Origin of the sequence: Rhodanobacter sp. Col0626 (assembly GCF_049994385.1) — a bacterium.
In the GTDB taxonomy this organism is placed as follows: Bacteria; Pseudomonadota; Gammaproteobacteria; order Xanthomonadales; family Rhodanobacteraceae; genus Rhodanobacter.
Map to the genome: position 1 here is coordinate 2,217,369 of NZ_CP188260.1, position 22,691 is coordinate 2,240,059.

24 protein-coding genes and 1 other RNA gene are annotated in these 22,691 nt (G+C 61.7%); 10 read left to right on the top strand and 15 right to left on the bottom strand.

Going from position 1 to position 22,691, the window contains the following annotated elements:
• Positions 1-96: 96 nt before the first annotated feature.
• Entirely contained in the window at positions 97-636 is a 540-nt protein-coding gene (gene grpE, locus ACPPVV_RS09350) for a nucleotide exchange factor GrpE (protein WP_426699635.1), read from the bottom strand.
• Positions 637-717: 81 nt separating this feature from the next.
• The gene (hrcA, locus tag ACPPVV_RS09355; protein WP_426699636.1) at positions 718-1,779 is read right to left on the bottom strand and encodes a heat-inducible transcriptional repressor HrcA; all 1,062 of its coding nucleotides are present in this window, start codon (positions 1,777-1,779) and stop codon (positions 718-720) included.
• Positions 1,780-1,903: 124 nt separating this feature from the next.
• Between hrcA and recN the strand changes: the two genes are divergently transcribed.
• Positions 1,904-3,577, top strand: a complete 1,674-nt coding sequence (gene recN / locus ACPPVV_RS09360; RefSeq protein WP_426699637.1) for a DNA repair protein RecN — start codon at positions 1,904-1,906, stop codon at positions 3,575-3,577.
• A gap of 14 nt (positions 3,578-3,591) precedes the next feature.
• Here recN and ACPPVV_RS09365 read toward each other — a convergent pair whose 3' ends face one another.
• Positions 3,592-4,227 (bottom strand): response regulator, encoded by a 636-nt coding sequence (locus ACPPVV_RS09365; RefSeq protein ID WP_426699638.1) that lies wholly within the window; start codon positions 4,225-4,227, stop codon positions 3,592-3,594.
• Between the two features lie 94 nt (positions 4,228-4,321).
• Here ACPPVV_RS09365 and ACPPVV_RS09370 point away from each other — a divergent pair, with 94 nt between their 5' ends.
• Complete coding sequence (locus tag ACPPVV_RS09370) at positions 4,322-5,920, top strand: MASE1 domain-containing sensor histidine kinase (RefSeq protein ID WP_426699639.1); 1,599 nt, start codon at positions 4,322-4,324, stop codon at positions 5,918-5,920.
• A gap of 327 nt (positions 5,921-6,247) precedes the next feature.
• Here ACPPVV_RS09370 and fur read toward each other — a convergent pair whose 3' ends face one another.
• Positions 6,248-6,670 carry a ferric iron uptake transcriptional regulator gene (gene fur, locus ACPPVV_RS09375; protein WP_426699640.1) on the bottom strand — a complete coding sequence of 141 codons (423 nt, stop codon included), beginning with the start codon at positions 6,668-6,670 and terminating at the stop codon, positions 6,248-6,250.
• 76 nt (positions 6,671-6,746) lie between these two features.
• On the opposite strand from fur, the gene ACPPVV_RS09380 reads away from it, so the two are divergent.
• Positions 6,747-7,205: an outer membrane protein assembly factor BamE gene (locus ACPPVV_RS09380; RefSeq protein WP_426699641.1), complete on the top strand. Its 459-nt coding sequence runs from the start codon at positions 6,747-6,749 to the stop codon at positions 7,203-7,205.
• A gap of 34 nt (positions 7,206-7,239) precedes the next feature.
• Here the strand turns inward: ACPPVV_RS09380 and ACPPVV_RS09385 are convergent, their stop codons facing one another.
• Positions 7,240-7,515 carry an RnfH family protein gene (locus tag ACPPVV_RS09385; RefSeq protein WP_426699642.1) on the bottom strand — a complete coding sequence of 92 codons (276 nt, stop codon included), beginning with the start codon at positions 7,513-7,515 and terminating at the stop codon, positions 7,240-7,242.
• On the bottom strand, positions 7,508-7,939 hold the full coding sequence (locus ACPPVV_RS09390) for a type II toxin-antitoxin system RatA family toxin (protein ID WP_426699643.1): 432 nt from the start codon (positions 7,937-7,939) through the stop codon (positions 7,508-7,510). Before ACPPVV_RS09390 ends, ACPPVV_RS09385 begins: the two co-directional genes overlap by 8 nt.
• 83 nt (positions 7,940-8,022) lie before the next feature.
• Between ACPPVV_RS09390 and smpB the strand changes: the two genes are divergently transcribed.
• The gene (gene smpB, locus ACPPVV_RS09395) at positions 8,023-8,514 is read left to right on the top strand and encodes an SsrA-binding protein SmpB (RefSeq protein ID WP_426688734.1); all 492 of its coding nucleotides are present in this window, start codon (positions 8,023-8,025) and stop codon (positions 8,512-8,514) included.
• Positions 8,515-8,568: 54 nt separating this feature from the next.
• Here the strand turns inward: smpB and ssrA are convergent.
• Positions 8,569-8,923, bottom strand: a transfer-messenger RNA (tmRNA) gene (gene ssrA, locus ACPPVV_RS09400).
• Between the two features lie 245 nt (positions 8,924-9,168).
• On the opposite strand from ssrA, the gene ACPPVV_RS09405 reads away from it, so the two are divergent.
• On the top strand, positions 9,169-9,492 hold the full coding sequence (locus ACPPVV_RS09405; RefSeq protein ID WP_426699644.1) for a c-type cytochrome: 324 nt from the start codon (positions 9,169-9,171) through the stop codon (positions 9,490-9,492).
• Between the two features lie 18 nt (positions 9,493-9,510).
• On the top strand, positions 9,511-9,864 hold the full coding sequence (locus tag ACPPVV_RS09410; protein ID WP_426699645.1) for a c-type cytochrome: 354 nt from the start codon (positions 9,511-9,513) through the stop codon (positions 9,862-9,864).
• 75 nt (positions 9,865-9,939) lie between these two features.
• On the opposite strand, the gene ACPPVV_RS09415 is transcribed toward ACPPVV_RS09410, so the two are convergent.
• The gene (locus ACPPVV_RS09415; RefSeq protein ID WP_426699646.1) at positions 9,940-10,548 is read right to left on the bottom strand and encodes an NfuA family Fe-S biogenesis protein; all 609 of its coding nucleotides are present in this window, start codon (positions 10,546-10,548) and stop codon (positions 9,940-9,942) included.
• 150 nt (positions 10,549-10,698) lie between these two features.
• On the opposite strand from ACPPVV_RS09415, the gene ACPPVV_RS09420 reads away from it, so the two are divergent.
• Positions 10,699-11,040 carry a 4a-hydroxytetrahydrobiopterin dehydratase gene (locus ACPPVV_RS09420; RefSeq protein WP_426699647.1) on the top strand — a complete coding sequence of 114 codons (342 nt, stop codon included), beginning with the start codon at positions 10,699-10,701 and terminating at the stop codon, positions 11,038-11,040.
• Here ACPPVV_RS09420 and ACPPVV_RS09425 read toward each other — a convergent pair whose 3' ends face one another.
• The gene (locus ACPPVV_RS09425; protein ID WP_426703206.1) at positions 11,041-11,946 is read right to left on the bottom strand and encodes an RluA family pseudouridine synthase; all 906 of its coding nucleotides are present in this window, start codon (positions 11,944-11,946) and stop codon (positions 11,041-11,043) included. It abuts the gene before it with no gap.
• Positions 11,947-12,375: 429 nt separating this feature from the next.
• Here ACPPVV_RS09425 and ACPPVV_RS09430 point away from each other — a divergent pair, with 429 nt between their 5' ends.
• The gene (locus tag ACPPVV_RS09430) at positions 12,376-15,579 is read left to right on the top strand and encodes an Rne/Rng family ribonuclease (RefSeq protein ID WP_426699648.1); all 3,204 of its coding nucleotides are present in this window, start codon (positions 12,376-12,378) and stop codon (positions 15,577-15,579) included.
• A gap of 98 nt (positions 15,580-15,677) precedes the next feature.
• Here the strand turns inward: ACPPVV_RS09430 and ACPPVV_RS09435 are convergent, their stop codons facing one another.
• Both ACPPVV_RS09435 and ACPPVV_RS09440 read right to left on the bottom strand, forming a co-directional pair.
• The gene (locus ACPPVV_RS09435; protein ID WP_426699649.1) at positions 15,678-16,331 is read right to left on the bottom strand and encodes a response regulator; all 654 of its coding nucleotides are present in this window, start codon (positions 16,329-16,331) and stop codon (positions 15,678-15,680) included.
• 718 nt (positions 16,332-17,049) lie between these two features.
• On the bottom strand, positions 17,050-17,556 hold the full coding sequence (locus tag ACPPVV_RS09440) for a hypothetical protein (RefSeq protein ID WP_426699650.1): 507 nt from the start codon (positions 17,554-17,556) through the stop codon (positions 17,050-17,052).
• Between the two features lie 737 nt (positions 17,557-18,293).
• Here ACPPVV_RS09440 and ACPPVV_RS09445 point away from each other — a divergent pair.
• Positions 18,294-18,917 (top strand): hypothetical protein, encoded by a 624-nt coding sequence (locus tag ACPPVV_RS09445; protein ID WP_426699651.1) that lies wholly within the window; start codon positions 18,294-18,296, stop codon positions 18,915-18,917.
• Complete coding sequence (locus ACPPVV_RS09450; protein ID WP_426699652.1) at positions 18,917-20,029, top strand: hypothetical protein; 1,113 nt, start codon at positions 18,917-18,919, stop codon at positions 20,027-20,029. Before ACPPVV_RS09445 ends, ACPPVV_RS09450 begins: the two co-directional genes overlap by 1 nt.
• A gap of 240 nt (positions 20,030-20,269) precedes the next feature.
• On the opposite strand, the gene ACPPVV_RS09455 is transcribed toward ACPPVV_RS09450, so the two are convergent.
• The 4 genes from ACPPVV_RS09455 to ACPPVV_RS09470 are packed head-to-tail and all read right to left on the bottom strand — an operon-like array spanning position 20,270 to position 21,840.
• Positions 20,270-20,518, bottom strand: a complete 249-nt coding sequence (locus ACPPVV_RS09455) for a hypothetical protein (RefSeq protein ID WP_426699653.1) — start codon at positions 20,516-20,518, stop codon at positions 20,270-20,272.
• Positions 20,515-20,697: a hypothetical protein gene (locus ACPPVV_RS09460; RefSeq protein WP_426699654.1), complete on the bottom strand. Its 183-nt coding sequence runs from the start codon at positions 20,695-20,697 to the stop codon at positions 20,515-20,517. Before ACPPVV_RS09460 ends, ACPPVV_RS09455 begins: the two co-directional genes overlap by 4 nt.
• Positions 20,690-20,890, bottom strand: coding sequence for a hypothetical protein (locus ACPPVV_RS09465; protein ID WP_426699655.1), 201 nt, complete (start codon positions 20,888-20,890; stop codon positions 20,690-20,692). The genes ACPPVV_RS09460 and ACPPVV_RS09465 overlap by 8 nt, the downstream gene beginning before the upstream one ends.
• 5 nt (positions 20,891-20,895) lie before the next feature.
• The gene (locus tag ACPPVV_RS09470; RefSeq protein WP_426699656.1) at positions 20,896-21,840 is read right to left on the bottom strand and encodes a phage major capsid protein; all 945 of its coding nucleotides are present in this window, start codon (positions 21,838-21,840) and stop codon (positions 20,896-20,898) included.
• Positions 21,841-22,691: the final 851 nt, after the last annotated feature.

Sequence of the window (22,691 nt, forward strand, 5' to 3'; positions counted from 1 at the left end):
GGTCTGCTCTGGCGATTCAATGCCGGCAAGGCCCCGGATGCTATTTCGTGATGCCCGCCGCCGCGCCGTTCAGGCGGGCGCCAGCGAGTGGATCGTTCAGTCCTTCGCCACAGCGACCAACGCCGGGCGCAGCAGGCGGTCGTTCAACACGTAGCCTTTCTGCAGCACGCTGATCACGGTGCCGGGCGCCTTGCCGGGCGCATCGACCATGCTCACGGCATGGTGCCGCTCCGGATCCAGCGCCTGGCCGATCGGGTCGACTTGCGCCATGCCATGGTTTTCAGCGACTTTCAGCAGCGCCTTCAGGGTCAGGCTGAGGCCTTCGCGAATCGAGGTGATATCGCCGCCCTCCGCCGCCAGCCCGCTTTCCAGCCCGTCGTAGACCGGCAGCAATTCGTTCAGCAATTTCTCGTTGGCGAAACGTCGGGCCTGCTCCAGATCGCGATGCAGCCGGCGACGCTGGTTTTCCAGCTCCGCATGCTCGCGCAGGACGGTTTCGCGCAATTCGGCATTGCTTGTTTCGAGTTCAGCCACCCGCGCCTGCAGGCTTTCCAGTTCCATGGTCGAGGCTTCCTCACCTGGCTGCTGGCCCTGGGCTGGCATGTCGCCAGGCGACTGCGGATCGTTGTTCTGCATGCTCACTCCAAACGAAAGTTCATGGCCGGCACGCATGGCCGACCGTCCAATATTTTGCGAGAAACCCCGCTCCCGCTGCGGTTATAGGGTCGTGGCGGCGCGATTCAAGGCGTCGCTGAGCAATCCGGCGGTGGCCTGCACCACGGGGATCACCCGCTCATAGGCCATCCGGGTCGGTCCGATCACACCGACGGCGCCCAACACCCGTCCCTGCGCGCCGTAGCTGGCGGTGACCACACTGCAGCCGTCAAGCGCGGCGAAACCGGATTCCTCACCGATGAACAGGCGCACGCCGGGCGCCCTGGCGCAGACTTCCATCAGCTGCAGCAACTCGTTTTTCTGCTGGAACGCGTCGAACAGTTCGCGCAGCCGCTGCAGGTCGGCGAGCTCGGAATAGGCCATCAGGTTGGTCTGGCCGCTAACCAGCACGTCGCTGCCGCCCGTTTGGGGCGCAAACGAGGCAGTGGCCAGTTCCACCGTAGTGGCCAGCAGGCGGTTGAGCTCGCTGCTGGTCTCGCGCAGCTCGGTCAGCAAGCGGGTGCGGATGTCATCCACCCGCAGTCCGGCGAAGTGGCTGTTGAGATAATTGGCCGCCTGCTCCAGTTCGCGATTGTCCAGCGGCCTGGCCAATTGCACGATGCGGTTCTGCACCTGGTTGTCGGTGAATACCAGGATCACCAGCACCCGTGCGTCCGGCAACGCCACAAAGTCGATGTGCCGCAGCGGAAAGTCCGCCTGGCGTGGCACCGTGACCACGCCAGCGAAACGGGTCATCGCCGACAGCAGGGTCGAGACGTTGCCGAGCAGATCAAGTGTGGTGGTCGGCCCCGGCGGCAACTCACGCTGCAGGCGCGCCATCTCGTCCTGTGGCAGTGGCTGCAGTTCGATCAGGCTGTCGACGAACAGGCGCAGCCCGCGCGGCGTCGGGACGCGTCCGGCCGAGGTATGCGGCGAGGCCACCAGCCCGGCATCCTCCAGATCGGCCATGATATTGCGGATCGTCGCCGGGCTCACGTCCAGCCCGGACGAACGCGACAACGTCCGTGAACCGACCGGCTCACCGTCGACCAGATACTGGGCGATCAGTGTGCGCAGCAAGCGTCGTGCGCGCGCGTCGAGGTCGTGGCCATGCGGGTTGATCATGCGGTTGTAGCAATCCTTGAGACCCGACAGAAATAAGGTCTGCGCGCGCCGCTTGCAAGTGAAACCTATGTTTTGTGCGATCGGGCTGCCGCTACAATCCTTCGACCTCATCGATTGCCTACCCATGCTCACTTCGCTTTACGTTCGCCATTTTGCCGTCGTCGAAGCCGCCGAAGTCGCGTTCGGTCCGGGCCTGACCGTGGTTAGCGGAGAAACCGGTGCCGGCAAGTCGCTCCTGGTCGATGCGCTGATGCTGCTGGCCGGCGCCCGCGCCGACAGCGGCATGGTACGCGCCGGCAGCGATCGCGCCGAGCTGGCCGCGGAGTTCGACCTGGCCGAATTGCCCGAAGCCCGCGACTGGCTGCTGCGCGAGGAGCTGGACGAGGACGGCGCTTGCCAGTTGCGCCGGGTGCTGCGCGCCGAAGGCAGCTCCAAGGCATGGATCAACGGCCGCCCCGCCAACGCCCGCCAACTTGGCGAACTGGCGGCGCTGCTGGTGGAAATCCATGGCCAGCACGAACACCAGGCGCTGCTGTCGCGGCCGCATCAGATGACCCTGCTGGACGCTTACGCCGGTCACGATGACCTGTTGGCAAGGGTGCGCGACAGTGCCCTGCAATGGCGCGAACTCGGCGCACGCGTGCGCAAGCTCAGCGGTGGCGAGGATCGCGACCAGCGCATCGAATTGCTGCGTCATGAGCTTGGCGAACTGGAGAAATGGGCGCTGCCGGCGGCCGAGCTCGGCGAGCTCGAAGCAAGCCACAAGCGCCTCGCCAACGCCGGCCGGCTGGCGGAAGGCAGCGCTGGCGTGGTGGAGTTGCTCGATGGCGACAGCGAATTCGCGCTGCGCCGCGCCCTTGGCCGCGCCCATGCGGAACTGGGCAAGCTCGCGGCTCTCGACGACAAACTCTCGCCCCTGCTGGAAATGCTCGACAACGCCAGCATCCAGCTTGGCGAAGCCGCTGACGGCCTGGGCCGTTACGCACAGGATGTCGATCTCGATCCGGAACGCTACACGGAAGTCGACAATCACTTGGCGCGCCTGCACGAACTGTCGCGTCGGCATCGACTGCCGGTGTCCGAGTTGCACGACAAGCTAGCTGCGCTGCAAGTCGAACTGGCCGAACTGGAAGGTGCCGGCGATGCGCTGGAACAACTGGCGGCGCAACGCCAACAGCTGCAACGCGATTACACCGAAATGGCCGCACAGTTGAGTCAGGCGCGCACGACGGCCGCGGCCAGACTCGGTGATGAGGTCAGCCTGCTGATGGCCGAGCTGGGTATGGCAGGCGGCCTGCTACGCATCGAAATGGAAGCGACCAACGCCAGTGAACCGGACCCGCAAGGCCAGGAACGCTGCGAGCTGCTGGTCAGCGCCAATCCCGGGCAGCCGCCGCGGCCGCTGCGCAAGGTGGCATCCGGTGGCGAACTGGCGCGCATCAGCCTGGCGATCGAGGTCGCCACGCTGGGCAAGGACACCGTCGGCAGCATGATCTTCGACGAAGTCGACACCGGCATCGGTGGCGCGGTCGCCGAGGTGGTCGGCCAGAAACTGCGCGCGCTGGGCGTGCAGCGCCAGGTGTTGTGCGTCACCCACCTGCCGCAGGTGGCGGCCCAGGGGCATGCGCACCTGCGGGTCAGCAAGCACAGCGACGGCGATTCGACCCGTACGCAAATCGACAAGCTCGATGCCGCCGGCCGCCGTGACGAACTGGCACGCATGCTGGGCGGCGTCGAGATCACCCGCGAGACGCGAGCCCACGCAAAGCAGATGCTGGAGCGGGCGCAGACTGCCTGAGGCGATCGCTCGAATCAGCCAGCCGGTGACAACAAACCCAGTTCGGTCGCCATCCGGTACAGGTCCAGTTCCGAACCGGCGGCCAGTTTGCCCATCAGGCTGGCGCGATGGATGTAAACGGTCTTCTGACCGATCCCGAGCTCCGCTGCCACCTGTTTGGGCGCGCGGCCGCCAGCCAGCAGCAGGAACACCTCGCGTTCGCGTGCGGTCAGGCGGTTGATCGGATCCAGCGCCGCGTTCGGCCGATCGGCCCGGCGCTGGCGCAGGTCCGAACTCAGAAAACACTCGCCCTGCATCACTGCGCGCAAACCCGCCACCAGTTCTTCGGGCGCCACACCCTTGGTGACGTACCCACTGGCTCCGCGGCGCAGCGCCTCGGATACATAAGGTTCGCCATCATGCATGCTCAACACCACGATGCGCGTCTGCCCGCAGACGCTGAGCAGATGTTCGATCAGCGGCAAACCGCTGCCATCGGGCAGCGACAAGTCCAGCGCCACCAGATCGGGACGCCAGTGGCCGACCGCCTCCACGGCATCGTCGGCGCTGCGGCACTCGGCTACCACGTCGAGATCGGGCTCCATCTCGATCAGCCGTTTGAAACCCTCACGAACGATGGCGTGGTCATCGACCAGAACAATGCTGTACATCCCGCTACTTTACACATTGGCCGGGCCTTGGGCATGCCTACCGCCGACAATTGCACGAAGCGGACGCCCTGATCACGCATGTACCATCCCCTCCATGCGCCTGAAAACACTTCGCCTGCCCGACTCCGGCCCGCTGCTGGGCGCCGGTTATCTGTTGCTCTGGCTGCTGCTGTGGCCGACCGTGCAATCCTATTGGATGCTGCCTTATGGCCTGCGCTTCGGCGCCTTGTTGCTCACCCCCGTGCGCTATTGGGGCTGGTTGCTCGGTGCGGAACTGGCCGCTGCCTTCGGTATCAGTCAGGCCCAGGGAATGCCGCTGGGCTGGACCGGTTTTGTCATCGACGAGGTGCCCGAGCTGCTGGTGATGGCCGCCGGCCTGTGGCTGCTGCGTCGCTTCAATCTGCATGCCAGCCTGCATAGTCCGCAGGATGTCACCCGGCTGCTGCTATCGGTACTGATGGTGGTAACGGCGACGACCGCGATGGACGCCGCCCTGCTTGTGTTGATCCGCGTGCCGAACTCCCCCGACCTGATGCTCCGCGTGCTCGGCGAGGAACTGCTGAGCCACTACCTGGGCATCCTGCTGATCGTCCCGCTGATGATCATGCTGTTTCGCACGCGACTCGAACAACGAGCGCTGGCCAGCCTGTTCATGGACGGGCTGCTGGTGATGCTGCCGTCCATGATGATCTTGCTGGTGTTGTCCGAACAGGCTGCGCCGCAACCGCAATTTGCCCGGGTGCTGTCACTGGCGCCGGTGTTGTTTTTCGCATTTCGTCATGGCTGGCGGGGGGCGAGCCTGGCCATGCTCATCACCAGCCTCGGCATGACCCTGGTCGATCAACACCTTGGGCACGCTCCATCGGGTGCCGCCGCCTATCTGTTTCTGGCCGTGGCCGGCACCGGTGCCTTGATGCTGGGTTCGGCCACCGATGCGTTACGCCGGAGCAGCGAGCGGGTCGCCGAACAGAATGTCTACCTGGGCGCCGTCAACCGCCGTTTGGATCAGCTCGCCCATCAACTGCGCGATGCCGCCCGCGGCAACCTGCAGACCGATGAAAACCAGCGTCGCCACCTGGCTGCCGAACTGCATGACGAACTCGGCCAGAACATCACCGCCATCCAGACCCATGTGAAGCTGGCCCAAGCCCGTCTGCACCAGGCAGGCATGGAAGACATCAGTGCGTCGATCAATGCCATCCTGGCGCACATGCGACGTGCGCTGCACCGCCTGCTGGATGATTTGCGCCCAGCCGTGCTGGACGAGTTCGGATTGTTGCGCGCCCTCGACGAGGGCCCGATCAGGGATCTGTTGAACGCCGCCGGCGTGGCCTATCACACGGAATTGCACGGCGATCCGCGCCTGCTCGACGACGATACCCGTACCGCGATCTATCGCCTGGTCCAGGAAAGCGCCACCAACGCCGTCAAACACGCACAGGCGAGCGAGTTCCGGCTGCGCGTTCGTATCGGTGAGCGTCAGGGCATGGCGCTCGCCCTGCTCGACCTGCGCGACGACGGCACGGGCTTGCCCAGCCGGTTGCCTCGCGGTGGGCGCGGCCTGCAGGGCATGCGTGACCGCGTCACCTCGCTCGGCGGCCAGTTCCGACTCCGGCCCGATCATGCCGGCGTTCACTTGCGTATCTTGTTGCGGGGCAGCAATAGTCCTGCGGATGCTGCCCGCCAGAACTAGGAATTTTTCCGATACCGGAAAAGTGAAGACCTCGTTAGGATCGCTCCATCGATGTGGGGGAGCCACCATCGCAAGATGGTGGATCAGAGTCACCGTGGGGACGGTGGCTCTGAAACAACGGCAGGATGCCGTTTCGCCGCTACCTGGCGAAAAGTCCGGGCAATCGCGAGCCATTCGCGTATGCCCTCCGACAGGTAGAGGAGCAGCCGCGGGCGGACAGGAGTCCTCCTCGCGGCTTTTTTATGCGCGTCATTCCAGCAAATCAGACCGGCGCCTGCAGACAAGGCGTCGAAACGTCGGCGGAGCTTCCGACGGATGTCTCGTAATTCAGGCTTTGCGGGCTTTCTGCTTCGGACGCACGTAAAGCACCAGGCTGTGGTCCTCGATGACATAACCGTGGCGTGCCGCGATTTCGTGCTGCAGGCGCTCGATCTCTTCGCTGACGAACTCAATCACTTTCCCGCTGTCCACATCAATCATGTGGTCATGATGCTTGCCGCGGTCGAGTTCGTAGACGGCCTGACCGCCTTCGAAGTTGTGCTTGACGATGATGCCGGCCGCCTCGAACTGGGTCAGTACCCGATACACCGTCGCCAGGCCAATGTCTTCCTGATGGGCAAGCAGCTTCTTGTAGACGTCTTCGGCGGTGAGATGCTGCACGCCTTCTTCGTCGAAGATCTGCAGGATACGCATGCGCGGATGGGTCACCTTGAGGCCAGCCCTGCGCAGTTCTTTGGTTTCCTGTTCCATGACCCACTCTCCGCACACGGCGTTTTCGAGCCGGTAGTGTATCATCCGACACCTTTACGATCCGGACGCAACAAGCATGCAAAAGCTGATCACCCTGCTGGTTTTCGCCATGCTGGCGCTCTCCGTTGCCGGCTGCCATATCGTCTATACACCCGATGTGCAGCAAGGCAATTTGCTCGACAAGAAAACGGTGGATCAGCTCAAGCCCGGCATGACCAAGCACCAGGTGCTGGTGCTGATGGGCACACCTTCGGTCAGCACGCCGTTTGACCGGGATCGTTGGGATTACGTATCCACCCAGTCGCACCGCGGCGGTCCGCTCAAGGTGCGCTCGTTCACGCTGACCTTCAACAACGACACACTGGTGCGCACCGAAGGCAATTTCTTCGCGCAGGACGCCCAGCAGTTGGTCAAGGACAGCAAAAAATATAACGCCGGCTATCCGGTCAACGAAACGGAAGGCGACAAGAGCAAGTCTCCGGACGACGTCAAGAATGACGGCGGCTTCGGTCAAGGCAGCAAGGACGGTCACTGATCGAAGGCGATACCTTCTCTTCCGCCTGGGTGATTCAGCGGGCGCGCCGCCGGCGCGCCTCCATCGGATCAAGTGCGAGCGGCCGGTAGATCTCGATCCGGTCACCTGACTGGACAAGCTGGGCTGGCGCTGCCTTGTGTCCATAAATGCCGAGCCGATCGGGATCGATCGACCCGGCGGCAAGCATCTGCGGAATCCCCGAAGCATCGACCGCCTGCGCCACCGTACTGCCAGCGGCCAGCGCGATCCGCTTCAGGATCTGCTGCCCGTGATCCGCATAAACCACTTCCACGGTGATTGGATCAACCATAAACACGCTCGGCCTCACGGCAGAAATCATCCACCATGCGTCCGGCCAGGCCTTGGAAACCCAGCTTCATCGCGCTGCCGCCGAGCCGGCCCGCGTAGTCAAAGTCCAGCGCAAAGGCGACCTTGCAACCGTCGTCGCCCAATGCGATGAACTCCCACACACCCTCCAGGCTGCGGAATGGACCATCGACCAGATCCATTTGCAGACGCCCAGGGGAATCGACGGTATTGCGTGTGGTGAAGCTCTGACGAAATCCGGCGAACTTGAGATCCAGCCGTGCCACCAGCACATCTCCCTGACGTTCGAGTATCTCGGCACCGGCACACCAGGCGAAACGCTTTGGGTATGCTTCAACCTCATTGACCAGGTCGAACATCTGCGTTGGCGAATACTTCACCAACGCGCTGCGACGAATTTCGATCACGGCAACCTCTTCACATCACGCTCGATCCGGCCCGATATCCGGCCAGATCGGCATCAGGGCAACAAGGCCCGAGTTTAACGGACATGGCCAAGGCAAAGGACAAGGACAACAAGGGCGGCGGCACCATCGCGCTCAACAAGCGCGCTCGTTTCGAGTACCACATCGACGAGCGGTTCGAGGCCGGCGTGGCGCTGCAGGGTTGGGAGCTCAAGGCACTGCGCGCGGGACGGATCAATTTCGGCGACAGCTACGCCGTCGTCCTGAAGAACGAAATCTTCCTGGTGGGCACTTCGATTCCTCCGCTGATCAGTGCTTCCACCCACGTCATCGCCGAGGACCGGCGTACCCGCAAGCTGCTACTGCACCGAAAGGAGATCGACCAACTGGTCGGCGCGGTCGAGCGCAAGGGCTACACCCTGGTACCCACCGCCATGTACTGGAAAGGCAACAAGGTGAAAGTCGAGATCGGCCTCGCCCGCGGCAAGCAGGAGCACGACAAACGCGACACCGAAAAACAGCGCGATTGGCAGATCGAAAAACAGCGCACCATGCGCTCGCACAATCGTGCCGCCTGAATCGGCTGCGGGAAGTCCAAAAAGAAAACCCCCGGCAAGCCGGGGGTTTTTTGTTGGTGGAGGTGGCGGGAGTCGAACCCGCGTCCGAAGGCGTTAAATGCCCGGATCTACATGCTTAGCCCATCGTTCGATCTCGTTCCGCGACAAGCACGATGTGCGAAGCGCACCGCGGAACCAGCCTGATTGATTTAGCCTAGAACCGCCAGGCGGCAGCGTTCGGCGATCTCATGATAATGACCCTACACCGACGAGCATGAGCACAAGTGGGTTCGGGGCTTACGCCTTAAGCGGCGAGAGCGTAGTTGTCGTCGTTGGCAACTATGATTTTGCTGCTGGATTAACGAGGAAAGCTGCCCCCTCGGCATGCACCAAGTCATCTCACTACCCCCGTCGAAGCCAGGACACCCCCGGGGAAACGCTATGACCACGCCAGTATATGGGGCCGATGCCTGTTGCAGCAACGTCCGATGATGTATCTCAGGGCGCGCCGTTCACGCAGCCGAATCGCATGCACCGATCGACTGGCGCGATGCCATGCCCGCGCTGCGCAAACATTGAGCAGACGGTCCGGAGTGTTGTTCAGGCAGTGATGCAACGTCTATACTTGTCGACTTAAATCACCCTGTACCTGCCGTACTCGTGGGAACGATCTCGATGACTCGACTGCAATTGATTGGCCTGGCCGTGGCCACAGCCTTCTTCGCCACCGCCAGCGTGCATGCTGAGGGTGACAAGGCTGCCGGACGCAAATTGATCTACACCTGCGCCGGCTGCCATGGCGTGCCTGGTTACACCAATGCTTATCCGCAGTACCCGGTACCGAAGATCGCCGGCCAGAACGAGCAGTACATCGTCAACGCGCTGCATGGATACCAGAGTGGCGATCGCAAGCATCCGACCATGGGTGCGCAGGCGCAGAGTCTGTCCGACACGGACATTCAGAATATTGCCGCCTATCTCTCCAGCCTCGCCAAGTAGTTGCCAAGGATTTCCCGCATGAAACGTGTGCTTACCCTGCTTTCATTCGGCGCCGTGCTGGCGTTCGCGTCCACCCAGTTGCTGGCCAGCGGCAATGCCGAGAACGGCAAGCAGAAGGCAGCTACCTGCTTCGCCTGCCATGGTGTCGACGGCAATTCGGTCGATCCGCAATATCCCCGTATCGCCGGCCAATACAATCTGTACCTGCAGCATGTGCTGCATGAGTACAAGGACGGTCAGCGCGAGAATCCGATCATGAAGGGCATGGTCGCTACCCTGTCCGACCAGGATATCGAGGATGTCGCCACCTATTTCTCCGGCCTGCCGACCAAACTCGATACGCTGAAAGGTCATATCAGCGGCGACAAGTAAAACGCCGCGGCACCGTCATAACGAACAAGGCCCGCCGTAGCGGGCCTTGTTCGTTTATGGACGAGCTGACCAGGTTCAGGCGATCGCCGATTTGCCTTCGGGCTTGCTGTAAAAAGGCTTCTCGCCGACGGCGTGATCGGTAGCATCGCGCACGGCGGTAATTTCCGGCACGCGCTCACGCAGGGTCTTCTCGACGCCTTGTTTCAGTGTCACGTCGACCATGCCACAGCCGTGGCAGCCGCCACCGAATTGCAGCAACACCGCGCCGTCGGCATCGATCTCCAGCAGGCTGACCCGGCCGCCGTGCGACGCCAGTTTTGGATTGATCTCGGCCTCCAGCACGTAACGCACACGCTCGATCAAACCTGCCTCCGTCCCCGGCACATCGCCCTTGATTTTCGGCGCACGGATATTGAGCTGGCCACCTGTGGGATTGGGCTCGAAATCGATGGTGGCGCCCTCCAGCCAAATCGCGCTGTCGCCATCCACGTGGAAGTTGAAACCGGCGCACTCGATCGTCCATTCTCCACCGGCGAGATCGGCCGATTCGCAGAATTCCAGTTCGCAATTGGCCGCGGGCGTGCCAGGGTCCGTCACGCGCAGGCGGATGCCAAGGTCATCGATGCCCTGTTGTGAAAGAAGCCGCAAAAAATGTTGCTGCGCTCGCTCGGAAATTTCGATCATGCCTGCTCCAGTATCGCCAAACGGGTGCCGGCGTGCATTGCCGGCGAAACAGCACCATTTTAGTCCTGTTTAGGATTGGATGCGCGCTTTGACTTTTCCGGGCACAACTCCGACCCTTCGCATCCGACTTTCGCCATAAGGACTATCGACATGAATGCCAACGATCTGGCTGCCCAGCATTGCCAACCACGCAAAGGCGCCGAACACGCGCTGGACGAGGTGAAGGTGCGCGAACTTCTGGGGCAACTTCCCGGCTGGCAATTGCGCGACGGTGGCGCGGCGATCGTCAAGGACTTCAAGTTCGCCGACTTCCACCACACGCTTGGCTTCGTCAATGCTGTGGGCTTCATGGCCAACCAGGAAGATCACCATCCCGACCTGGAGGCCGGCTACGGACATTGCCAGGTGCTGTGGTCGACGCATGATGTCGGCGGCCTGTCGCTCAACGACTTCATCTGTGCGGCACGGGTCGAAGCCCTGCTCGCGCGTTGATCAAAAGTCCGTGCGCGACTTGTCTCGCGAATAGATGAGTCGCTTGCCCTTGACAGCGAGCACATCGAGAAAGTCTTTCAAGTCGTCCGGAAGCGGCGTGGAGAAGCTGTAGGCGCGGTCATCCAGCTCGAAGCTCATGTGCGCCGCATGCAGGAACAATCGCTGCAACCCCATCTCGCGGAAGCGCTTGTTCATCTCCTTGTCGCCGTACTTCGGATCACCCGCAAGGGGGTGGCCGATATGCGCCGCATGTACGCGAATCTGATGGGTCCGACCGGTACCCAAGGTGGCCTGCATGAGGCGCGCGCCGGGGTATTGTTCCATTTCACGGAAGAATGTCAGCGACGGCTTGCCGTTATCGGCCACCCGCACCATCCGTTCGCCGCCCTGCAACACCGATTTCAGCAGCGGGGCATTGACGTCGAACTTTGCCTTGGACGGATGTCCGAGCATCAGGCACAGGTACTGTTTGGTAACTTCGCCAGCGCGGATCGCGGCCTGCAGGCCGGTCAGGCCAGCCCGCGTCTTGGCGAACACCAGCACGCCGCTGGTGTCGCGATCGAGCCGATGCACCAGTTCCAGATGCTCTTGCGGCCGGGCCGCCCGCAACAGTTCGATCGCACCGTGGCTGACGCCGCTGCCGCCATGACTGGCCACGCCGGAAGGCTTGTCGATGACGAGAAAGTGCTTATCCTCGAAAATGACCGCATCCGTGACCGAGGCCACCAAACCGCTGGCCGGTGCGCGGCCTTCCGGCCGTTCCGCAACCCGTACCGGTGGAATCCGCAGAGTATCACCAGCTGCGAGACGAGTGTCCGGTTTGGCTCTTTTGCCGTTGACCCGTACCTGGCCCGTGCGCAAAAGCCGGTAGATCATGCTCTTGGGCACGCCCTTGAGCAGGGTCACCAGCGCATTGTCGATGCGCTGGCCATCCCGTTCAGGACCGATCTCGACTTGACGTACACCGTGAGGTGCGTCGGGGGAAGTTGCCGTCTGCATTGAAAAAAACCTGCTGAAATAGGATACTCGACGGGCGCCACATTCTGCCCATCGAAGTCTGGATCGGGTCGAGTGCCCGCCCGTAACGTCGGCGAGGATTGCTCCGGTTGCCTTCTGGCGCCAGTCGCGACTCCCTTTCATCGTAACGGTTTGGGCCGTTGTTTGTCCGATGTCATTGCGGCATCGGGACGGCAGGCGCAGCTGACCGAATCATCCCGACGCCGGTAACGGTGCCGTTTTTTTTTGCCGCTTAACCGCAGCGGCGCGATCCCCGGCAGGCCGCCATTGAGGCGCCACCGCGGCACGCGACGCGCGGACAAGCCGAGGATTACCACCATGAAACGTATGTTGATCAACGCGACTCAGCGTGAAGAGTTGCGCGTGGCCATTGTCGATGGCCAGAACCTGTACGACCTGGACATCGAAATCCCTTCGCGGGAACAGAAAAAGTCCAATATTTACAAGGGTCGAATCACACGAGTTGAGGCTTCACTCGAAGCTTGCTTCGTCGAGTATGGCGCCGAGCGCCACGGCTTCCTTCCCATCAAGGAAATTTCCCGCGAGTACTTCACGCAGGGTCTGGATCCGCATAAGTCCAATATCCGGGAGCTGCTCAAGGAAGGCCAGGAAGTCGTCGTTCAGGTCGAGAAGGAAGAACGCGGCAACAAGGGCGCCGCCCTGACCACGTTCATCAGCCTGGCCGGCCGCTATATGGTGTTGATGCCGAACAACCCGAAGGCTGGCGGTGTCTCGCGCCGGATCGAGGGCGAGGACCGGCAGGCACTGAAGGAAGCGCTGGATCACGTCACCGTACCCGATGATGTCGGCCTGATCGTGCGCACCGCGGGCCTCGGCCGCGACGCCGAAGAGCTGCAGTGGGACCTCGATTACCTGTTGCAGCTGTGGAAGTCGATTTCCGAGGCGGCCAACAAGCAGAAGGCGCCGTTCCTGATCTACCAGGAATCGAAGCTGTTCATCCGCGCCCTGCGCGACTACCTGCGCAGCGACATCGGCGAAATCCTGATCGACGACGAGCCGCTCTACAACGACGCCCGCGACTTCATGCAGCAGGTGATGCCGAACGCGTTGCGCAAGCTCAAGCTGTACCGTGACGACACCCCGTTGTTCACCCGCTACCAGATCGAGACCCAGATCGAGAGCGCGTTCGATCGCCAGGTGCGCCTGCCGTCGGGCGGCTCGATCGTGATCGACCAGACCGAAGCGCTGACCTCGATCGACGTCAACTCCTCCAAGGCCACCAAGGGCAGCGACATCGAGGAGACCGCGTTCAACACCAATTGCGAGGCGGCGGTGGAAATCGCGCGCCAGGCACGCATCCGCGATGCCGGCGGCCTGCTGGTGATCGATTTCATCGACATGGACAGCCCGAAGCACCAGCGCGAAGTGGAAGATCGCCTGAAGGACGCGCTGAAGCTCGATCGTGCCCGTGTGCAGATTGGCCGCATCTCCCGCTTCGGCCTGCTCGAGATGTCGCGTCAACGGCTGCGTCCCAGCCTCGGCGAAGCGACCCAGATCACCTGCCCGCGTTGTGAAGGCCATGGTCACATCCGTGGCGTGGAATCGCTGTCGCTGTCGACCCTGCGCCTGATCGAAGAACACGCGATGAAGGACAACACCGGCCAGGTGCTGGTGCAGGCGCCGTCCAGCGTCGTCAACTTCCTGCTCAACGAAAAGCGCGCCAGCGTGGTCGAGATCGAACTGCGCCACAAGGTGCACGTGATGATCGTCGCCGACGAGAAGCTGGAAACACCGCACATCGAGATCCAGCGCATCCGCGAAGCGGACATGGGTGAGCACAGCAAGCCCAGCTACGAGCGCCTGACCACGGTGGAGACGGCCGAACTGCCCAAGATGGGCCAGGCCCTCGGCAGTAGCGAACAACCCGCGGTCAGTGGCGTTGTACCTTCCAGCCCTGCCCCGGTACGCGAGGAAATCGCCGAGCCCGCTGCCAGGGCACAGCCGCCAGCGCGCCGTCAGTCAGCTGCTGCTCCTGCCGCGCCCGCAGTCGGCGTCATTTCCCGCCTGCTGGGTTGGTTTCGCAGCGCCGAAGCCGCCGCTCCGGCTGCCGCCGCGACACCAAAACGCGCCGAAAGCAACAACGGCAACAATCGCAATCGCCGCGACGAACGCACGGACCGCACCGGCAACACGCCGAGCAACACGGCGCAGCGTCCGCCGCGACGCGAATCGTCACAGAATTCGTCGAAATCCGGTGCACAACAGCAAGCCCGCAGCAATCGTCAGCGCAGCAACGAGGCACAGTCGCGCCAGCCCCAGCAGGCGCAAACGCAGACGGCCAAGGCCGAGCGTCAGCCCAAGTCGGCAACAGCCGAAAACAACCAGGCACGGCCCGAGCGCAAGCCGAATCCGCCACAGCAACCGAAAGCCGAGCGCACGCCGCGCACGGTAGCGAACGAGCGCACGCCGACCACGCCGCTGATTGATCCGGCCAAGGACGACGAGTTGTTGATCGCAACGCCGGGCGAAACAACTGCGCCGGAGTCCGCCGACAGTGCAACCGATACCGACGGTAGTCAGGCGCGTCGTCGTCGTGGGCGCCGTGGCGGTCGTCGCCGGCGCCGCCATGATGAGGCGGGATCGAACGGTACGGATGTCGACACCGAGCAGGCACAGGCGCTCGACGACGAGGATCGCGAAGACACCGTCGGCAGCGTTCCGACCAGCAAACCGGCGGCTCGCCCTGAAACGGCGCGCGAGCCGTCTTCCCCGGCCAGCACGATTCCGCCCGCTTTCGCAGGCAATGAAGGGGATAACACGGATAGCGTGACGCCGACGCCCCGTACCGAGGTTCGCCGTACGGCGGTTTCCCCGGAAAATACCGGCACTGCCTCCGCCCAGAACAACGGCGCGGCAGACAGCCGGCAGAATTTAGTGGGGTCCGCTGCGACCATCGTTGGTGCGGCCGCACCTGCCGCAACGGCTTTCAATCTGCCCACCCTGCCTCCGATCCCCGAGGAAGCGAAGGCCGCAACGACAACGCCTGCGGATACGGCCTCGCTTGCGCCACCGGCCACGTCGATCCCGGCCAGCACGCCTGCGACTGTGCCCGTCGCGGTGCCCCAGGCCGATATCGCCACCGCTTCCGCCAAATCGGAAACGATGCCCGTGGTGCCAGCGGAGAGCAAGCCGGTCGCTGTGACACCGACGCCTGCCGCGGTGGTCCCCCCGATCGCCGATGCCGTCCGTCACGACGCTTCTGAAATCAAGCCGGCATCGCCGACGACGCCACCGGTTTTGGCTGCGACTGTTCCGTCGCCGGGTATCGAACCGGGCAACAAGCCAGTCAATGGTGCTGCATCGCCAACCATCGCCGATGCGTCCGAAAAACCCACGAACCTCGCTCCTGCCCCTTCGTTGCCGCTGCCAAAGCAGGGTGATCTGCTGGCTCAGCCCGTCGGTCCGGAAAAGCCGGCGGCGCGAAACCACGAGGAAGCCAAACCGGCATCTTCGTCGCAGAATGACGAGCCCGGCGACCACGAGAACGACCCACAAGGTTGACTCCCTCGTTGCATCGAACAATAAAAAACCGGACTAGCGTCCGGTTTTTTATTGCCTTCGATCCACCCGCCAACCAACTTGCTGCAATCAGTGCAGGGTCAGCCCCCGACGTGGTGATTGGGCGTATCGATCAAACCATGGACCGTCATCAAATGGGCCAGGCTGAGCACATGGTCCACGTGCAATTTTTCCATCAGCCGCTGTTTGTAGGTGGAAACGGTTTTGGGACTCAAATTGAGCTGTTCGCCAATGATCGTCAGCGGCTTGCCCCGCACCAACATCATGGCCACCTCCAGCTCACGGCTGGACAGCACGTCGAAAGGGGAAGCGCTGCCATCGAGCGTGGCCAGCGCGAGCTGCTGCGCAACCGCCGGGGCGAGATAACGTCGCCCACCGGCCACCTGCCGAACCGCGGATACGAGCTCATCCGCACTGCAGCCCTTGGTCAAGTAACCGAGAGCGCCGGCGTCAAGCAGGCGTTTGGGGAAACGCGCATCATCGACCACCGTCACGATGACGATGTGGGTGGGCAGTTTCGAGCGACACACGCGCTCGGTCAGTTCGATACCACTCATGCCGGGCATGTGGACGTCGACCATGGCGATGTCCGGTGCCAGCGTGCGGATCAGATGCAGGCCCTCTTCCGCGCTACCGGCTTCTCCGACCACCGTGATATCCGACTGTTGTTGCAAGATCATCCGAAAGCCGGTGCGCACCAGCTCATGATCGTCCACCAGGACAACATTGATCACTTGACTCCCTCCATGGTTAGGCTGCTTGAAACTAGGCTGCGCTGCAGCCCAATGCAAGCAGTTCAGTACTTTCGTTGCGACATGCTATGGATATGGATGGGTGGCACAACGCATCATGATCGACGCGGGCGCCACCAGCCACCGTATTTTATCTTGATCGTGGAACGAAAAAACGGACAGCCAACGTATTGACCGCATACCGATCGTCGACGTTGGCGAAGCGCCAGCGCAGTCCCGGGAATAGACAGCGACATCGTCCGGTGAACCAACTTTCCCGGCAAATCGTCAGCGACAAAGCTGTCGGGAAATCACGTCGTGCTTCCCTCCCCTGACCGCCAATGTGCCACGGCCAGAATATTCGATATGTCGGCCGATACCCACGCCCCATGTGCGGAAAGCACGGCGCGCCGCAAGACTTCAACTCGATCAGACGGATTGGACTCTCGCATCGGTGGGCCCGGAAACAAAAAAACCGCCCGGGGGCGGTTTTTCTGCTTCTTTCCGGCTTCAGCGATCTTCGCTGAAGCCTTCATTGGTGCCAAGAGGGGCACCACAAACTCAACGTTTACAGGGCTTCCAGCTGCATGGTGTACCCACCTACCGCCAAAGCTACCGCCAGCGCTGCGCGATGCCTGTCGCCCGCGAAAAAGGATAGGGCTAAGCCAGCACTTAGCCGGCCTCCCTGCTCCACACCTGCGCTGCCCACAAACGTCCGTTGCTATGCCTTCGTAGTTGCCCACCACAGCCACACCCGCCAAATTGCGAAGCAAAGGACACCCAAGATTAAGCAGTAGAACTGCGCTCGCCTCTGCCACCAATGGGCAACCCGCGCGCCGGTCGCCCATTTCTCCATCGCCGGCTTCGCCATCGCATCAAATGACTTCTCTGCGCTTGATCTCGCCCAAGACTGCGCCCCTTTAAGATCGATTTCGAGCACGCGATGCGAAAACGACAGCTCCGTGTGGAAATTTTGAAGGCCAAGGCAGCCGAATAGGATGCTGCTCATCCACAGCACGTAGGCGAGAAACGCCAAGATCGTCTCGTAGCTACGGGGCTGACCATCCAGTTTTTGCAGGCCATATCCAAGACAAGCGCCAGCTGCAGCCAGTAGAAAGTATGCGTACTTCACCCCGGCTTCGTTCGCCGCTCCTTGAATGGCATCGACGCGCCGCTGCAGCACCTCAACGTTCTGCCGGTTCTCATTTTCAGCATTTTCAAGGGACATTTAGACTCCGCGCAAACCCAAGCCAATTCGCCCAGCGGGCGTGGCTATGTTAGCCACATCGGCGCCCCGGCGACGCCCATGCCATAACCCAGCACAGCGACTGTGGCCACAAGGCCAGCCAGGCATCGCGTTGAGGCCCTGCGCGAGGGCGCCAGCACCTGGCCAGCACCGCCCTGGCACCGTGCACCAGGCAAGAAAAAAGGCGCCGGGGTTGCCGGCGCCTTGCGCGATGCCACAACAGGGGGCGGGCAGCATCGCGCTGCCCAGGTCATCGGCCTACGGATCGTCCTTGGTCGGCTTGCGCCTGACTCCCGCCGGGCATGCCTGACTTGCTGGGCAGTGCCAGTGTGCTGCCACCAACGGTGCGCAACATCAGCGCGCAATGACAAACCGTGTAGGACTTTTCGTCAATCATGTAAGGGGGCTTGAACCGGCACCCGCATGGGTGAAAGATCAAAGCGCCCAATGCCGGGCATTCACAGGAACAGGTCATGCCAAACAAAAAAGGCCCGCCAGACTTTCGTGACGCTGGCACAGGAAAGTTCGTCACGGAGAAGTACGCCGACAGGCACCCGAAGACGACCGAGAAGGAACACAACCGACCACCGGCGCCGCCACCGAAAAAGAAGTGACGCCCTGGCCCTCGCCTTCGGGCGAGGGCCTTTTTTTTTGTGTTGTTTGCAGTCGCTTAGCATTGGATGAATACTTCAGGAGGAAGTTTGAATCAGGGGAAAGTGATGGACCATGAGTACGTAGTTCTTGGCGGAATTAATCGCGCCCAGGTGGGAAAGTATCTGACGCATACCGCCTCAGTCGTTTCGGGGGTACTGGTATGGCTGCTACTGGGGTTGTTTAACATCGCCCATGCCATGGGAATAGGCGTCAACCTGCCTCCTGTCGTCCTCTCCCTTGCCGGTGCCGGCACCGTTTACGCGGCCCTTTACTTCATCTTTCGCAAATGGGTCTGGCGCGTCCCTTGCGTTACGCGATGGCTCAAAGTCGCCAACCTTGCCGGGACTTGGAACTGCGATGGATTGCCGTTTGAACGTCCGGACTCCTTGGCAACAGCATGGAAGGGCACTTTAACCATCACTCAAGACTGGGACCGCTTTAGAGTGCATTTGAAGACGGCCCAGTCCGCATCCAACAGTATCGTTGCAGCCCTCACCACGGACCCTATCGAAGGTTTCGTGTTGGTGTACAGCTACCGAAATGAGCCGAAGCCGGGTGAGGTCGAGCTATCTGCCCATCGCGGGTTTGCCAGTCTTGTATTCGACAAAGATATGCAAAGAGCGGAAGGCGACTACTTCAATGGTGACGGCCGGCATTCGTCAGGAAAAATGATTCTCAGGAGAGCGTAATGGCAAGGAATATTGAAGAAAAAATTTCGTCACTTCAGACGCGTCGCAAGGGCGCTGACAGATATGCGGTTCTTGCAGCCGATGGTGTAGCGCTGGAAAGCTATCAACGCAAAAGGTATATACCCGAGGCCTGGGAGCAACGAGCAGGGAACAAGCCCTATACCCGATACGCTCTTGGTGCCATGCAGGAGGTTGACCCCGACTACACACGGATCAGCATGGAAACCGCACAAAGGGTGGCCAACCAGCTCGGGAAAAGGGTTGGCGGTTTCAATCTCGAATTCCGCCTACAGGGATCAGTTCCGCTGAACGTGCACATTCGAGGCGTAAGCGACGTGGACGTGCTGACTCTGATCGATCAGCAGTTCTTCAGCTATGACCCCAACGGCATCAAGTCCAGTACTTATTATCCGTCGTCCGACACGTCTCTCGACCAGCTGACCCAACTGCGTCGTGAGGAAGAGTCTGCATTAAAAAGTGCATTCCCGATGGCCACCGTGGATACCTCCGGTAGCAAGGCCATCAAAATATCTGGTGGGTCGCTTGCGCGCTCTGTCGATGTGGTTCCATCGCACTGGTACGACCACGCAGACTATCAGGCAAGCGGAGCGTTGCACGACAGGGGTGTGATCATCCTTGATCGAAAAGCAAACAAGACGGTTACTAACTATCCGTTCAAGCACATCAAACTCGTGTCTGACAGGGACGTCTTCACGGCAGGTGGCTTAAAGAAGGCCATTCGACTATGTAAAAACGCCAAGGCAGACTCGGACAGAGATATTGCCCTGCCAAGCTTCGACATCGCCGCCACTATGTTCCATGCGGACCAGGCCGCCCTTCGAATGGGTGCTGCTTATGAACTTGCCATCCTCGCCGAAACACAAAGGCATTTAGACTATCTCTATAGCCACCCCGATGAAGCAGCCCGACTGTATGTGCCCGATGGAACCCGCAGAATCTTCGATACGGATGCCAAAATTAGTGCGCTCTTAAGGCTGTCGTGTGAAATGGACGAACTCTTCAAGGCGGTGGTCGCCGAGCATGATCTATTTGGATTGGCGTCAAGCAATGAGCGCGCCCGTCAAATTCTCAATGAAGCTAGAGTGCAGTGAGCAGCCGACAGCACTACGATTTCCCGCGTTCAACCGCGAAACTCAAAAATTGTTGTGACGGGTTGAGGTTAAGCGTCCCATGCATCGGGCATGCACTCGGTACGCGCGGCCGGTGCACTCGGTATCGGCGCGCACGTTAGATCCTATGAAATTGTCCAACTCTCCGATGCGGAAAGAAAACTGGGCGCGCGTTGTTCGTGGTAAGACGTCCCTGTCTTTTGAACCACCCCCCACATTGGGTCAGGCCGGCGACGCCAGGCGCGCCGTGAAACTCATCGTCGCCGGGTACCCTTCCTCGCCCTCGGCGATGAGGTCGGTGAGCGCGGCCACCTGCAGAACCTGCGCACCATCGAGCGTCACCACCTCGGCAGCAACCGGCACGAGCGTGGCGGCGTAACCATCGCGCGCCTGCTGCATTTCGTTCTCGATCAGTTGCCAGGCATCCGGGTATTGGGCCTGCGCTTGGAATGGGTCAATGAGCTTATTCATGGCTTTTCTCCTTTCGGCGTAAGTTGTTCAACGCGTCGGCGCAAGCTCGTCACCTCTGACCGCAACGTATTCAGTTCGGCGGAGACCTTCTTGATCAGGCCACCGAACTGCGATTGCGTCACTGGGGCATCACTGCGCTGGCGCTCCGCATGTGCACGGGTGCCGCGTAACTCATCCATGGTCTCCACCGTTTCCGCTGGCCTGCTTTTCAAGCTGCGCCACGCGCTGCTTGAGTTGTTTGTGCGATTCAACGATAGGAGCCAGCAGGTTGTAGAACCCGCCGACAGTGAGGGGGCTGTTGCGCAAGTGCGTGGGCATTTGGGCGGCTATCTCATCCCACGACTTGGGTGCTTCGGTTTTTTCCTTGGACATGGCCATCACCACGCTGCGCCAGTGACCACAGCAACGCCGCTGTCGCGGGTCAGCTCGAAACCAAACCACCGGCTGGCAAGCAACGCGGTGCTGTTGGTCTGGAACATTGACACCATCGACTGCGCACCGCTGCCAGGGTTGCTCATCATCTGCAGCGCGGCCTGTTCGGACGCATCAACAGTCACCGTTTCGCTGTCACCCACGATGGCGCTGGCGTCGATCAGCATGGCAGCGTAGCCATTGCTGTCAGCAGCTGGTGCCCCATCGCTGACAAGAACCGGGACACCTGCCAGCTCACCGCCCTTCGGCGTCATCCCTGGAAACGCCTGATCGCCGCCCGTGGTCGTCTTGGTTGCCAAGCGATTGGCCGTCCGTGCGTCCACGACCAGGTACGGCCAGCCGGCGCCCGTGGTGTTGACCACATCAAGCAGGTTGCCCAAGTCAGCCAGGGGCGATGCTGTGCCGGCAATGGTTGCGGTGCCAGTGGTAACCAGGCCGGAGAGGAACGCGCCATCGGTTGCACTGGCGACACCGGCACGCAGTTCACGCGCCAGCAGTGCGGAGCCGGCGCTGCCGGCACCGTCGATCACCTCATTCGTGACGGCGATAAGAGCCTGCACCTTGCGCGGCGAAAGACCTGGCCCAGCGATGGCGAGGCTAGACACCGGCACCGCCTCCCACTCGCCTACTTCGGCACCCAAAGCGGCAACACTGGACACGGCCAGGCGGGTTTTCAATGGCACCCTGCGCATCGCCAAATCGGCCAGCATGCGATCGAACACGGAGATGCTGCGCAGGCTTTCGATAAAGCTGCTGGCCACAGATTGGTAGCCAACAAGCGGGCCTGCCCACACAGCGTCAGCAACGGTGCCGGCAGCGATGGCAGAACGCAGGACGATTGCTACGCGCTGGCCACCTGGCATGGCCTCCGCAATTTCAGCAGCGCGCACCAGCGAGCCACGCGCACGGCCGATGCACTTGGCCATCAAGGTGAATTCGGAAGAGGGATCAAGGTTCATGTGAAGCTCCTAGGAAGGCCACGGCGTTGTGCAGTGGCTATGTCCTAGGCTGGCGTCACCAGCAAGGAACGCCCAAGGCAGGAACGTGCCCATACGTGACGATGCGTTACGCCTCGCACGCAGTTATCCAATCCGCAAGCTCATGCAAGGTGTATTTCACCAGCCTGTTTCCGACGCGTACGAAGTGCGGCCGCTGCCCCTGACTACGCCGGTTCTTCAGCGTGCCCACGGTTAGCCCCACAAGCTCGGCCGCTACCTCTGGTGTCACCCTGTCGTCCGGCGTAATGTGCCTGCCGCTTTCACGACACCATGCGCGCCACTTGCCCACCGATGCCTCAACGGCCTCCGAGCGCGTTGCGTTCAATGCCGCTTCGATGGCTTCTCGTGACACAGGCACGGGCGACCCGCAGCACTGGCAATGCAGGGTGACCACGGTCATGACTGCGGCTGCCATGCTTGGCATTGGTGGTGCCAATCAGCAACGCGAAAACCTCGGCGACCGTCCACACGGCGCTCACCCCTACCGAGCAAGCACCAGCCTTGGCCGCTATTCGGGTGTTCAACTGGGCGCTCAAAATGCCGGCACGAAGCGCAGTCAACCGGTGGACGCATTAGGTCATGGCCAGCGTCAACAATCGGGCACCAGGGGCACACGGGGAAGCGCCAGGCATCACCGGCGAACGCGACGGGCATCCAAGCCGGCCCGCAATGATCGCAATAGCCTGGCACCACGTAGTCCTCGCGCTCAAACCCGAACTTGCGCAGGAACATCCGGTGCACGG

Excerpts from the sequence above, each read along its gene's own strand:
- grpE (WP_426699635.1), bottom strand. The coding sequence starts at position 636 with ATGCAGAACAACGATCCGCAGTCGCCTGGCGACATGCCAGCCCAGGGC.
- hrcA (WP_426699636.1), bottom strand. The coding sequence starts at position 1,779 with ATGATCAACCCGCATGGCCACGACCTCGACGCGCGCGCACGACGCTTG.
- recN (WP_426699637.1), top strand. The coding sequence starts at position 1,904 with ATGCTCACTTCGCTTTACGTTCGCCATTTTGCCGTCGTCGAAGCCGCC.
- ACPPVV_RS09365 (WP_426699638.1), bottom strand. The coding sequence starts at position 4,227 with ATGTACAGCATTGTTCTGGTCGATGACCACGCCATCGTTCGTGAGGGT.
- ACPPVV_RS09370 (WP_426699639.1), top strand. The coding sequence starts at position 4,322 with ATGCGCCTGAAAACACTTCGCCTGCCCGACTCCGGCCCGCTGCTGGGC.
- fur (WP_426699640.1), bottom strand. The coding sequence starts at position 6,670 with ATGGAACAGGAAACCAAAGAACTGCGCAGGGCTGGCCTCAAGGTGACC.
- ACPPVV_RS09380 (WP_426699641.1), top strand. The coding sequence starts at position 6,747 with ATGCAAAAGCTGATCACCCTGCTGGTTTTCGCCATGCTGGCGCTCTCC.
- ACPPVV_RS09385 (WP_426699642.1), bottom strand. The coding sequence starts at position 7,515 with ATGGTTGATCCAATCACCGTGGAAGTGGTTTATGCGGATCACGGGCAG.
- smpB (WP_426688734.1), top strand. The coding sequence starts at position 8,023 with ATGGCCAAGGCAAAGGACAAGGACAACAAGGGCGGCGGCACCATCGCG.
- ACPPVV_RS09405 (WP_426699644.1), top strand. The coding sequence starts at position 9,169 with ATGACTCGACTGCAATTGATTGGCCTGGCCGTGGCCACAGCCTTCTTC.
- ACPPVV_RS09410 (WP_426699645.1), top strand. The coding sequence starts at position 9,511 with ATGAAACGTGTGCTTACCCTGCTTTCATTCGGCGCCGTGCTGGCGTTC.
- ACPPVV_RS09415 (WP_426699646.1), bottom strand. The coding sequence starts at position 10,548 with ATGATCGAAATTTCCGAGCGAGCGCAGCAACATTTTTTGCGGCTTCTT.
- ACPPVV_RS09420 (WP_426699647.1), top strand. The coding sequence starts at position 10,699 with ATGAATGCCAACGATCTGGCTGCCCAGCATTGCCAACCACGCAAAGGC.
- ACPPVV_RS09430 (WP_426699648.1), top strand. The coding sequence starts at position 12,376 with ATGAAACGTATGTTGATCAACGCGACTCAGCGTGAAGAGTTGCGCGTG.
- ACPPVV_RS09440 (WP_426699650.1), bottom strand. The coding sequence starts at position 17,556 with ATGTCCCTTGAAAATGCTGAAAATGAGAACCGGCAGAACGTTGAGGTG.
- ACPPVV_RS09445 (WP_426699651.1), top strand. The coding sequence starts at position 18,294 with ATGGACCATGAGTACGTAGTTCTTGGCGGAATTAATCGCGCCCAGGTG.
- ACPPVV_RS09450 (WP_426699652.1), top strand. The coding sequence starts at position 18,917 with ATGGCAAGGAATATTGAAGAAAAAATTTCGTCACTTCAGACGCGTCGC.
- ACPPVV_RS09455 (WP_426699653.1), bottom strand. The coding sequence starts at position 20,518 with ATGAATAAGCTCATTGACCCATTCCAAGCGCAGGCCCAATACCCGGAT.
- ACPPVV_RS09460 (WP_426699654.1), bottom strand. The coding sequence starts at position 20,697 with ATGGATGAGTTACGCGGCACCCGTGCACATGCGGAGCGCCAGCGCAGT.
- ACPPVV_RS09465 (WP_426699655.1), bottom strand. The coding sequence starts at position 20,890 with ATGTCCAAGGAAAAAACCGAAGCACCCAAGTCGTGGGATGAGATAGCC.